Origin of the sequence: Paraburkholderia acidicola (assembly GCF_002362315.1) — a bacterium.
Lineage (GTDB): Bacteria > Pseudomonadota > Gammaproteobacteria > Burkholderiales > Burkholderiaceae > Paraburkholderia > Paraburkholderia acidicola.
Window position 1 is genome coordinate 238,644 of the sequence record NZ_MTZV01000006.1, and the last position, 12,518, is coordinate 251,161.

A 12,518-nucleotide genomic window follows, 5' to 3' on the forward strand; every position below is an offset into this window, starting at 1 on the left:
CCACGTCGCTCCTTGCTACACTTTCGCCTGTCGCCGTCTCCACACAACGCGTCCAGGTCATGAAGCCCTCCCTGCTGGTCCTGATTTCCCTTCGCGACGATAGCTACGCGAGCGTCGCCGCCTCCTTCGACATCCTTTACGCCCCGACGCCCGAGCAGCGCACACAGATCATCGCGTCGCACGGCGCGTCGATCCGCGCAGTGCTGACCAACGGCACGACCGGTCTGACCGCCGACGAGATCGACCAGCTTCCAGACCTCGAATTCATCAGCGCGCTGGGTGCGGGCTACGAGAACATCGCCGTCGATTACGCCCGCGCCCGCGACATCGTGCTAGTGAACGGCGCGGGCACCAACGACGACTGCGTGGCCGATCACGCGTTCGCGCTGCTGCTTGCGGCGGTGCGCGACATCGCGCAGCGCGATCGTGCGACGCGCGACGGCGTCTGGCGCGACAAGCTGCCGTTGCGGCCGAACGTGTCGGGCAAGCGGCTCGGTGTATTGGGGCTGGGCAACATCGGACTGAAGGTCGCGCGCCGCGCGGCGGGCTTCGATATCGAAACCGGCTATCACAACCGTAAGCCGCGTGAAGGGTCGCCGCTGCGCTACTTCGACAGCGTAGTAGCCCTTGCCGAATGGAGCGATTTTCTCGTGATCGCAACACCGGGCGGCGCGGGGACGCATCATCTCGTTGATCGGGCGGTACTCGACGCGCTCGGGCCGCATGGTTTTCTCGTCAATGTGTCGCGTGGCAGTGTCGTCGATACGGCGGCGCTGGCCGCTGCGCTTGAAGCAGGCACGCTCGGCGGCGCGGGGCTCGACGTCTACGAGGGCGAACCGCATCTGCCGCCGGCGCTCGTGCATCTGAAGAACATCGTGCTGACGCCGCACGTGGCCGGATCGTCGCCGGAAGCGATCGATGCATCGGTGCAGAATTTTCTTGTCAATGCGCAACGGCACTTTGCCGGCGAGGCGGTGCTGACACCGATCTGAACACACGCGCCGCGCGCACTTTCTCCTTCACGATTTCTTGCACAAGGATGCGATCACATGGCGACCCACACCGCGACCGTCGAATGGAGCAACAACGGCAGCCGGTTTACCGATCGACGCTATAGCCGCGCACATAGCTGGAGTTTCGATGGCGGTGCGGTCGTGCCCGCGTCGAGTTCGCCGCACGTCGTGCGTGTGCCGTTCTCCGATCCCGCCGGCGTGGACCCGGAGGAAGGCTATGTCGCAGCGCTCTCGAGCTGTCACATGCTGTGGTTCCTCGACATCGCCGCGCAGGCGGGATATGCCATCGAGTCGTATCGTGACGAAGCGCTCGGAGAGATGGGGCGCAACGAAGCGGGAAAGGAAGTCGTGACGCGGGTCGTGCTCAGGCCACTCATCGTATTCGGTGGGACGAAAGTGCCGGACGACGAAGCGCTTCGCCATCTGCATCATGAAGCGCACGAGTCGTGCTATCTCGCGAATTCGGTGAAGACGGTGATCGAGGTGGAGGGGAGCTGGACGCATCCGGATCGCGGCGCGTAAAGCTGCGGTTACACCACACACCGCGCCTCAAAACAGCTGCTTCTGCCCCGAGATCAAAGTCGTAAAGTCGTCGCGCAGCATCGGCAGAATTGCGTCGGCCACGGGTTGCAATTGTCGCGTGAGGTAGTGATCGTAGTCGATCGCCGAGCGCAGCGTTTCCAGCGGCTCCGGTCCCGCGACCGTCATCACGTAGCTAACCCAGCCGCCGTTCTGGTATTGCAGGGGCCGGCCTTGCTGGCGGTTGAATTCGTCGGCTACACGTGCCGCGCGCACATGGGGCGGCACGTTGCGCTCATATTCTTCAAGCGGCCTGCGCAGACGTTTCCGATACACCAGTTGATCGTCGAGCTTGCCAGCGAGCGTATCGCGCACATAGTCGCGCACATAATCCTGATACGGCTGCCGCGTGAAAATGCGCCGGTACAGGTCCTGCTGAAACTGTTGCGCGAGCGGCGTCCAGTCGGTACGTACCGTTTCGAGCCCTTTGTAGACGATGTCCTCGCTACCGTCCGGCAGGACGATCAGCCCCGCGTAGCGTTTCTTGCTGCCGTCCTCGGCACCGCGAACGGTCGGCATGAAGAAGCGCCGGTAGTGTCGTTCGAACTGCAGTTCCAGTGCACTTTCGATGCCGAAGCGTATCGGCAGCTCCCGACGCCACCACGCGTTGATATGCTCGACCAGTGCGCGGCCGATGCGGCCCGCGTCTTCCTCGTTATGCGCATGTTTGAGCCACACGAAGGTCGAATCGGTGTCGCCGTAAATCACCTCGTAGCCTTCGCCTTGAATCAGCTCGCGCGTGGTGTGCATGATTTCATGACCGCGCATCGTGATCGACGAGGCAAGACGTGGATCGAAGAAACGGCAACCGGTCGAACCGAGCACGCCGTAAAAGGCGTTCATGATGATCTTTAACGCCTGCGAAAGCGGCGCGTTATGTTCGCGTTTAGCCGCTTCGCGTCCTTGCCACACCTGGCTCACGATCGCCGGCAAACAATGGCGTGTGCGCGAAAAACGGGCGCCGAGAAAGCCGGGTATGGATTCATCGTCGGTGGGGTTCAGCGTGCCTTCTACGAGACCGAGCGGGTCGACGAGGAAGGTGCGGATGATCGATGGATACAGGCTCTTGTAGTCGAGTACGAGCACGGAATCGTAGAGGCCCGGTCGCGAGTCCATGACGAAGCCGCCCGGGCTTGCCGCGCCGGCTACATCGCCGAGATTCGGCGCGACATAGCCTTGCCGATGCATACGCGGCATGTACAGATGCGTGAATGCCGCAACTGATCCGCCGCTGCGATCCGCGGGTAAGCCGGTAACGGTAGCGCGCTCCAGCAGAAAGGACATCAACTCCGTCTTCGCGAAGATGCGCGTGACCAGTTCGCAATCTTTCAGGTTGTAGTGGGCGAGCGCGGGCTTGTCCTCGTCGAAGCGTCGCTGGATTTCATCCATGCGCTGATACGGATTGTCGATCGCCTTGCCTTCGCCTAGTACCGTGCGAGACACATATTCGAGGCTGAACGAAGGGAAACTCCACGTCGCGGATCGCAGTGCCTCGATGCCGTCGATAATCAGCCGCCCCGCAGCGCCCGCAAAGAAATGGTTTTGCTTCGCGCCGTGCTCGCGCCATTCCATCACCGACCCGCCGCGACCGAGCCGCAACGGCACGCGATACTGTTCGGCATGCTGTCGCAGCACGCGCAAATCGAACTGCACGAGATTCCAGCCGATGATCGCATCGGGGTCGTGTCGTTCGATCCACAGGTTTAGTTTTTCGAGCATCTGCGCACGGGTTTCGCAGTATTCGAGGTCGAAATCGCGGTCGACTGCTTCGCCGTTCGGCGGCCCGAGCATATAGACCTGGCGTTGTCCGCAGCCTTCGAGCGCGATCGAATAGAGCTCGGTGTGTGCACTGGTTTCGATATCGAGCGATACCAGCTTCAACGACGGACGATAACCGTTGACCGGTTTCAGTTCGCCGTTCAGCAGCGAGCCGTCGCGCTGCGTATCCCCGCCGAACTGCACGGGCGCGGTGATGAACCGCTCCATCATGTAACGTTCGGGCGGAAAGATATCGGCTTCGTAGACGTCGACACCGCCTTGCCGCAGATGCTTTGCGAAGCCGGTCAATTGCCGGTACTGCGGGCAATAAAGACCCATGACCGGCCGATGATGAAAGTCACGCAGTTCGAGCGGGCGCAGATCGAGCGGTGCCTCGCGGCGCAGAATGGTCTCGGCGCGCTCGCGATGTGCAGCGGGAATAAATGCAACCGAGGGTTGGTGACGCAGGAGGATGTGACGGGGCCCGCTGTCCGTTGCCAGCCAGAAATCGACCTCCGTACCGGCCGGTGTGTCGCGCCAATGCCGGGTCAAAATGAAACCCTGTTCAAGCTCGGTCAAACTACCACCTCTCACGCGGGCGTCATCGCCATGCGCGATTTTACCGCCCGCGCCTCGCCTAATGAAACACGACGGCTTTCGGTGTGTGGTCGAAGCGGCTCACCATGAGTTCGCAAACGGTGCAATAAAGCTCTGCTGCAAGCGCGTCCCGATGGTTTTTCCAGATCTCAAGGCGTACGCCCGTTGTCGGGTCCACGGTAGTTTGCGCCGCTTCCAGTTTTTCGATCAGCGTGCGCACTTGACGACGCCATCGTCTGACAGTGCGGATATCGTCGTCGGCGGGCTTCAGGCCGAACTGCCGTTCGACTTCGCGCATCGCTGCATCTGCCATCAGCCTCGTCTTTCGCTCGTCTTCGTCGGTCCAGAATCTCGGCTGGTCGCGTGCATAGGTCAGTGACAGGACGATCTGCATCAACATGTCCAGATCTAGTTGTGCAAGCGGGCGAGTGACGTGTTCAATCTGTTCGATCAAGATTTGTTGCAGATCCAGCTGTGTTGGCACGTCTTCCGGCTGACGTAGCCGATGACCATCCGCGAGTGCAATCGCGTCTCGGGCCAACTCCGTCCAGGCGCGGTTGTCGATGCGCGTGCCGACAAGTTCGCGTGCATGCAGCACGGCGAGCCGCGCGAAGATTTCATGTGCGCCACCTTCCTGTACGTATCGGACGAGTCCCCAGCGTCGGTCGTGCAGCAGTCCATACACGACGGCCGGTGCGACATCGGTGAGGTCCGCGCCCAGCGGAATCGCCTCGAACAGCGCGATCGTGCGTGCACGCGCGTAAGCAAGGCTTTCGGTGGCACAGGTCAGTCGCCAGAGCGTATCGATCATGTCGCCGAGGATGCCCGGTACGCCCACTTCCTCGACGAAGAATCCGGCACCGCCGGCCGCACAGTCGGAGGGTGGATGGTCGGCGCTGAACACGCTGTCACGCAGGCGCTTGAGACAGATCCGCTTGCGTGCTGCCTGACCGTGGAAGGCGAGTGCCGACGATGCGCAGAGTTCGTCGGCCCGTGCGGTATTCCACGGCATGCCGGATCCAAAGCGGTCTTCGATCAGCACTTGCAGGCGTGCCGCGGACGGCGCGACGAGCGTAGTGCGTAGCTCGCCCTTGTCGAAGAACAGGACGGTTGGAATACGGTGGATGTCGAAGCGTTTAACAATCGCTTCATGTTCGTCGACGTTCACCCTGACAATTTTCAACGGGCCAGCATGATGTCGCGCAACGCTGTCGAGCAACGGATCGATCGCACCGCACGGCTCGGACCACGGTGCCCAGAAATACAGCAGAACCGGCGACATTGAGTGGGCGACGTCGATCTCGAACCGCGCGTCGGTGGTATCCATAATCTGTGTGGTCATGCCTGCCTTCAATTCCATGGAAACGCTCCTGCGTGTGCCTGCGCATCTGTTTAGCAGGAAATGTAAAACGCGTGATGCAGCGCGAATAACGCGATAGAAACTCGCGATATTCCGGAGTCCGTTGTTGTTAAAGACGAACGAGGCAGAGGAAAGAACCAGCAGAAAGAGGATTCGCGATCACGAAACCGTCAACACGGCGCTCATGACCGGCAAGCTGCTACACGAGCGAGTTAGAAGTCGTACGTGCCGCTCAGAAAGAACAGGCGGCCGGACTGTTGCTCGAGGCGTTGATCCGCGTAGTCGTCATACAGCGCCCGGTTGAAAATGTTCTTTGCGCTAAGCGTCGCCGTCCAGCGTTTGGCGTGGTAATAGACGCTCACATCGGTGCGTGTCTGACCGGATTGCGGATACAGGTACCCAGAAGAATCGACTGCGTTGTAGTGAGCGCGAGCCCACACCCCGATCCCTGCGCCCCAGCCATGCAGGAACGCATTCTGGAAGTCATAGGTCGTCCACAGGCTTGCAACGTGGGCGGGCAGTTGTCCGACTTCGCCGTTGGGGGCCTGCGCATTGCTATACGTATAGCTCGCGATGACATTCCAGCCGGGCAACAGACGGCCCGTGATGTCGAATTCGACGCCGCGATAGGCGATATCCGGGACGACGGCATAGAAGCCCGGATGATTGAAGTCGCTTTGTAGCGCGTTGGATTCCTTGCTGCGAAACAGCGCAACGGTCCCCGTCAGATGATCGTCGAGGAGACTGAACTTCACACCGGCATCGATCGAGTGGCCGATTCTGGGCTGGGGGACGCTGCCGTTAAAAGTAGGAAACGTGTACTGCGGCAGGAAGCTATGCGTCGTGTTCGCAAAGAGGGTGAGGCTGTCAGTCAACTGGTAGGCAACGCCGATGCTGGGGGACCAGTTGGTCGCGCGTTCGGAAGGAATCCCGGCGGCATCGTGGGTGGTCCAGACCTGGCTGCGCCCCAGATTGACCAGCACATGGAGCGGTCCCCATGCCATCTGATCCTGTACGTACAGGGTCGTGAGCGAATCTCGCTGCACAGGAGTCTTGTTGACGCTCGATATCGCGACCGGTGGCAACGGCGGCACCGGTATGGACGTGGTGACCGATGTCCCGCTTCCGAGCGTCTGGGCATAGCGGTCCGACGACCACGCGAAACCGCCAAGCAGCGTATGCGTGATCGGCCCCGTGCGAGTCTTGAACTGCAGGTTGTTGTCGACGCTGATCTGATCCTGCTGGATCTGGTTGGTTTGCGGCAGGAAGGTCCCGCCAGCGGAAGTTAACCCCATGATGAGGTACTCCCGTGAGTTCTGGCTCGACGCGTCGTATCGCGCCTTGCTGTGGAACGTCAGCGAACTCGTGAGCTTGCGCGTGTAGTCGTAGTACAGCGCCGTGTCGTTGATCATGTAGCGGTCATCCGCGCGACCCAGCGGGGACGACAGTTTCATTGGGCCAGTCGGCAGCAGCAGCGAGTTCGGCGCAAACGGTTCCCGGTCCGAGTTCTGTTCCAGTCCCACCACGAGCGTGGTCTGCGCGTCGTGCCAGCCGATCGATGGCGCGACATAGAAATTGCGCTTGCCGTCGTAGCCGATCGAATCCTGGCCCGCGCGCTCTCCGGACATCACGAATCGATACGTCAGTTTTTTGTCGTCCGTGATCGCACCGGCCAGATCGAGCGAGGTCAACCAGTCGCCATATGAACCGGCCTGCACGGTGAGACGCCGCACGGGGTCGGCCTGCGGACGTTTCGTGACGATATTGACGAGCCCGCCCGCGTCCATGCTTCCCGCAAGAATCGAATCCGCGCCCTTGAGCACTTCGACGCGCGACACGGCTACAGGGGGCAGGGACAGCGGAATGTCGGACTGGCTCAACGCGACCGGCAGTCCGTTCAACAGCACGGGCGCGGCGTATCCGCGGATGTAAGGCAAACCCTGCACGCTGTAGCTCGCCACGCGATCGATCGTGATGCTGCTGATATTGCGCAGCACGTCCCGCACCGACTGGTCCTGCTGGCTGGCGAGCGTGTCCTGCGTGACGACGGCGATGGACTGCGGGATCTGGATGATCGGTGTGTCGGTGCGCGTTGCCAGGGAGCTGGATTGCGCGGCAAAGCCGAGGTCGTTCGTCGCGTTCGTGCCATTGACCATCACCGGGGGCAGGACGGTGACGACATCGCTCGGGCGGATCGTCAATGCTTCGGCCTCGGCGGGCGGCCCGTGAATGATGTAGGTCTTCTCGTCGCGCTGCTGCACGGTGAGCTGGGTGCCTTCCAGCAGGCGGTGCAGCGCTTCGGAGACGGTCAGCTTGCCCGACAGCGCGGGCGCGTTGTGATTGGCGGTCAGCTCCGACGGCGCGAGGATGTTGACCGCGCCTTCACGGGCCAGTTGCGAGAGCGAGAGCGAGAGCGCCTGTGCCGGCAGGGCGATCACCGTCTGCGCGTGGACAACCAGGCTTGCCATGCCGAGCGTACCCAGCATACCCGCGAGCGTTGCCAGCCGATATTGCGCGCGTGCCTTGCTTGTCCAGCTCGTTCTCATTCAAGGTCCAGGCGATCTACGTTGCATGCGGCACGCACGATAAAAGTGTGAAGCCAGGGTTGCGAGAGGTGCCAGGATTGAGCCGGCCCGGAAAGAGGACTCATCCTGAACGAAGAAGCCGTTAGAGCGGCTTCGAATAACCACGTCACGTGCCGGGGCGCCTGAGCAGCGAGCGCGCGACAGATGACGAGATAACATCGGTTGTCCTGCTGTGACGAACGTTGCAAACGCTGTTTTCTGGCTGCCGTTGCGGGCTAGTGGCGCGATGCAATGACGGCTGTGCCATCCGGCTTCATGGTAATCGTCACCGGCGCCACGGAAGGCAGTGTCTTGAGCAACTGTTCCGGATCGGCGATCGAGAAGCCGCCGCTCACGCGAAACTTGCCTGCCTTGTTGTCGGCCAGCACGATGGGTTTGCGCCGATAGCGCTGTAGATCCCCGATGACATCGACGATGCTCGTATTGTCGAAATCGAGCCGCTGGTCTTTCCAGCTCAGCATCGCGTTGACCGCCTGCGGTCCATTGACCGGAACCATCGTCGCGCCGTCGGTGCGGAGCGCTTCATTGGCTGTGAGCAGGGCGGGCGGTGTGTCGGCGGATGGCGTCACCGATACGCGGCCTTCAAGTACCGCGACACTCACGCCGGTTGGCAGCAGACGCACGCTGAACTGCGTACCGACGTCGCGGATATCGGCAGTGCCGGCATACACGTGGAACGGCCGCACGCTGCTATGCACGACCGAGAACATCGCTTCGCCTTTTTCCAGCGTCAGTTCGCGCGAATGAAGCCGGTTGACGAAATGAACTGCAGTATCGGTGTTGAGCAGGACGCGGCTTCCGTCGTCGAGATCGAAGGCGAGTTGCTGACCGACCGCGGAAGAACTGGTCTGATGCGACAGCACCGGATTGATGACCCACGTGGCCGCCGCGACCATCGCGCAGCAGGCCATCGCAATGCCGGGCCAGAAGCGCGACAGACCCGGCGCACGTGCGATCGTGGCAGAGGCAGCCGGCACGCGGCTTTCGATGTGACGCGGATAGCGGTTGCGCAGGGTCCCGACGTTGATCTCGACCGCCCGGTTGGCGGCTTCGAGACCCGCGATATGCGCAAGACGTTCGGCATCCCCGCCGGTCCATGTATCGAGGGCGGTCTGCGCTGACTTTTGCTGTGCGATATCGCCGAACTTCGCGGAGGCGAACAGATCGTCAGCGGTGTCGCGTTCTGGCTGACTCAGCGGCATGGGCCGGACGATTCCCAAGATACGAGCGTGGCTGGCCGCGTGCTAGGCGAGCACGACACGGCACTCGCGCAACGCTTGCACCAGATATTTGCGGATGACCGTGGGGCTGATGCCCATTTCATCGGCGGCTTCTTCATAAGTCATGTGATGCAGTTTGCACAGGACAAAGGCTTCCCGGCAACGGGGTGGTAAAGCGTCGATGATATCGCATAGCTGGTCGACGGCCTGACGGCCCGCCAGCGAACGCTCGGGCGTCACCTCCGAACACGCCAGCCGGTCGATATCGTCTTCGACCTCGTCGACCGACTGCCACGATACGCGGGCGAAGCGCCGGCCGCCGTCGATCTGCAGATTACGTGCAATACCGAACAGCAAACCGCGCGGCGAGTGTACTTCATGACTTTGCGCATAACGCAGTGCCCGCTCAAACGACGATTGCGCGACATCAGCGGCATTATCCGTATCCAGCTCGCGTGTCAGCACCCGTTTTAACTCGTGATAGCCGCTGACCAGTTCATCGAAAAGCCCCTTAGCCAAGTTAACTCCAGGCGAGTGCGACGAAGCGCGAGTTTATAGAAAGGAAGGGCGGTTTGACATGCTGCCTCGTATCACCGCTTTAATTACCACGTCCTGCCGAATGTTACCAACTTTTACCCGGCCAGATTTGCAGTGTCAAGCGGCGTCCAGACAGGACTGTCTACATGCTTGCGCTGCGGCGAGCGTGCGTGTAGCGGGCCATCGGATGTGAAGTAAGGGGCTCGATGCGCGGCGATTCGTTGCGGATAAAACCGGCCTGCGATGTTTAGTGAAATTCGGCGACATTGCCGAAGTTTTGCGTGCTTTTGCGCGACGGCGCATTGCCGGTTATTAGCTTATATGTTTCCGGCGATGAAGCGTATTTAACAAATTAACGTTTCGGCAGCGAATTGTCGTATCGAGTGGCGTCGCGCAACACACAAAAATCGACAAAACTATTTGTTGCATGCCGGTCTGTCGATCAACGCGTCGCGTGACGATGCGATGACGTGGTGCGGCGGCGAGTTCGCGACGCGTCGATCGGTATGGCTAACGCGGTGGGTGCGGTGAGCGCGAGATGCGCGCCGCCAGTATGTCTACTGGCGGGCGAGATGGAATACGCGATGGTGCACGCCTGCGCGTACAGGCCAGGCGATGCGAAGCGCGACGCACGGGTGGCGTCGACGCGAGATGACTGTGGTGCGATAACCGCGTACTACGCGGGCTCAGCCCTCGTCGAGCGGCAACACGACCGTCCCGCGGCGCTTGCTGCCACGGACGAGACCCCGGCGTGCCGCTTCCCGGAATGCCGCGTTAATGGTGTTGCGATGAAACCCGAGCGCGTCGGCGATTTCGCGTTGCGGGCGGAACAGATCGCCAGGACGCAGTACGCCGAGGCGCACCGCCTGCTCGATCTGATCGGCCAGCGCGATACGAATATTGCCGCGCAGGAGGGCGAAATCCGGTTGCCACGCCGACACGCGCGTCGCAACCGACGCGGTATGCGTCGCCCGGGGTTCAGGGGCGGATCGATCGGTATCGATCGAAATCCGATGGGGGATATCGCTGCTGCTGTGCGTCGGGATGCTGTGATCCGTGCGCAGATACTGCTGATCCATGCTCATTGCCCGTCCGATGCGATATACGGCGTCGCGACCGAAGCTCGTCCGCTTTCATGGCCTCGCCAAGGGTAAAGACGAACGGTTGAAAAAGTCGGACCAGCGCGGAGGGCGCAATTATTCTTATCGGATGTGAGGATCTGATAGGTATAGCATGCAGGACGCGTGAGCGACCCGTAGTGCGGCTGGGTCTGCGAATTCGCGTATACCCTTAGCTTTGACCCTGCCCGCGTGTGCGGCGTGTGCGAACACTCAGCGCACCTCGTCGACCGCCACGCGATAGGCAGCCACACCATCCACGCGTGTCTCCGACGCCAACGATTCAAGCGCGAGTCCCTTCGTTTCGATGCCAAGCACCCACACGGCAAGGGCAGCCACCACGAACGATAGCGCGCCGAGCGTAAACACGCCGCCCTGACCGAACACCGGCAGCACGACACCGACCGCATACGGTCCGATCAGCGAACCGATCCGGCCGATCGCCGACGCGAAACCGGAGCCGGTCGCGCGGGCACCGGTACCGTACAGCTCGGGCGTGTAGGTGTAGAGCACGGCCCACATGCCGAACAGGAAAAACTGCATCAGCAGGCCGGAACAGATGAGCAGCGTGACGCCCTCGGCGTGCAACGCGGCCTGGCCATACAGATACGCCATCGCGCCACCGCCGATCAGGGAAGCAATACAGGTCGGTTTGCGACCCCAGCGTTCGACCAGCCATGCCGCGCAGAGAAACCCCGGGATGCCGCCGAGCGAAATCAGCACCGTGTACAGCACGGATTTCGTCACTGCAACGCCGGCCTGCTGCATCAGCGCGCCGAGCCACGATGTCAGGCCGTAGAAGCCGAGCAACGCGAAGAACCACAGCGCCCACACCATGATCGTGCGTTGCCGGTAGGCGACGCTCCAGATCTCGCGGAACGCGCTGCGACTGCGTTGGCCGACGGCTTCGACGAGCATCGACGGTGCGGGCAGCGACGTCAGACCCTTCGACTTCATCACTTTCGCTTCGATCTGCACGAGCACCGAGTCCGCCTGATGCAGACGGCCGCGATGTTCGAGCCAGCGCGGCGACTCGGGCACGATGCGCCTGACGAACAGGACAAACACCGCGGGAATGGCGAGCAGCGCGAACACCGTGCGCCAACCGAACTGCGGCAGCACGAAATACGACACGACACCCGCCGTGATGAAGCCGAGCGGCCAGAAGCCGTCCATCAACGCCACGAGCCGGCCGCGCGACGCGGTCGGTACGAATTCGGACAACAGCGTCTGCGCAATCGGAAACTCCATACCCATGCCGATGCCGAGCAGGATGCGATAGACGATCAGCGAGTCGACGGAATGTGCCGTCGAGCAGAGGTAAGACGCGAGGCCCCACAACACCATGCTCCACTGAAACACGGGGCGTCGTCCGAAGCGGTCCGCGAGCAATCCGGCGACGGCCGCGCCGAGCACCATGCCGAAGAAACTCGCACTCGCGACCAGACCCGCGGCCGCGCTCGACAGTCCGAACTCCGTGCGGATCGAACCGAGCACGAAGGTCATCGTGCCGAGATCGACGGAATCGAAGAAGAAGGCGATCGCGATGATCAGGAAGATCGTGCGGTGGTAGCCGGAGAACGGTAGACGTTCTAGCCGGGCTGCGGCGCTGGGACGTGGGGTAGCGGGAGTAGCGGAGGTCGACATGGCATCCTCTGAATGGATGTGAGAAGGCGCGCTGGGACTGGCAACCCCGCCAACGTCTTCGCGGCCTCGATCCTTTCAGTAGACGTGACCATTATTTGCCGACA

Annotated in this window: 9 protein-coding genes; 2 read left to right on the plus strand and 7 right to left on the minus strand. The window is 61.7% G+C overall.

The features are described 5' to 3' along the window. Nucleotides 1-59 precede the first annotated feature (59 nt). Together BWP39_RS20085 and BWP39_RS20090 are read left to right on the plus strand one after the other, a co-directional pair. Nucleotides 60-992: a 2-hydroxyacid dehydrogenase gene (locus tag BWP39_RS20085; protein ID WP_096723394.1), complete on the plus strand. Its 933-nt coding sequence runs from the start codon at nucleotides 60-62 to the stop codon at nucleotides 990-992. A gap of 57 nt (nucleotides 993-1,049) precedes the next feature. Beyond that, nucleotides 1,050-1,535 carry an OsmC family protein gene (locus BWP39_RS20090; RefSeq protein WP_096723396.1) on the plus strand — a complete coding sequence of 162 codons (486 nt, stop codon included), beginning with the start codon at nucleotides 1,050-1,052 and terminating at the stop codon, nucleotides 1,533-1,535. A 27-nt stretch (nucleotides 1,536-1,562) separates the two neighbouring features. Here the strand turns inward: BWP39_RS20090 and BWP39_RS20095 are convergent, their stop codons facing one another. The 7 genes from BWP39_RS20095 to BWP39_RS20125 form a co-directional block, all read right to left on the minus strand. Further along, nucleotides 1,563-3,929 (minus strand): DNA polymerase II, encoded by a 2,367-nt coding sequence (locus BWP39_RS20095; RefSeq protein ID WP_096723398.1) that lies wholly within the window; start codon nucleotides 3,927-3,929, stop codon nucleotides 1,563-1,565. A gap of 58 nt (nucleotides 3,930-3,987) precedes the next feature. Continuing rightward, complete coding sequence (locus BWP39_RS20100; protein WP_096723400.1) at nucleotides 3,988-5,307, minus strand: thioredoxin family protein; 1,320 nt, start codon at nucleotides 5,305-5,307, stop codon at nucleotides 3,988-3,990. Between the two features lie 212 nt (nucleotides 5,308-5,519). Beyond that, nucleotides 5,520-7,853 (minus strand): TonB-dependent siderophore receptor, encoded by a 2,334-nt coding sequence (locus BWP39_RS20105; protein ID WP_096723402.1) that lies wholly within the window; start codon nucleotides 7,851-7,853, stop codon nucleotides 5,520-5,522. Nucleotides 7,854-8,107: 254 nt separating this feature from the next. Further along, a complete protein-coding gene (locus BWP39_RS20110; RefSeq protein ID WP_096723404.1) occupies nucleotides 8,108-9,094 on the minus strand; it encodes a FecR family protein in 987 nt (328 codons plus the stop codon). A 42-nt stretch (nucleotides 9,095-9,136) separates the two neighbouring features. Further along, the gene (locus BWP39_RS20115; RefSeq protein ID WP_096723406.1) at nucleotides 9,137-9,631 is read right to left on the minus strand and encodes an RNA polymerase sigma factor; all 495 of its coding nucleotides are present in this window, start codon (nucleotides 9,629-9,631) and stop codon (nucleotides 9,137-9,139) included. Between the two features lie 704 nt (nucleotides 9,632-10,335). Then, entirely contained in the window at nucleotides 10,336-10,734 is a 399-nt protein-coding gene (locus tag BWP39_RS20120) for a winged helix-turn-helix domain-containing protein (protein ID WP_207556984.1), read from the minus strand. 246 nt (nucleotides 10,735-10,980) lie between these two features. Then, a complete protein-coding gene (locus tag BWP39_RS20125; RefSeq protein WP_096723410.1) occupies nucleotides 10,981-12,414 on the minus strand; it encodes an MFS transporter in 1,434 nt (477 codons plus the stop codon). Nucleotides 12,415-12,518 lie beyond the last annotated feature (104 nt).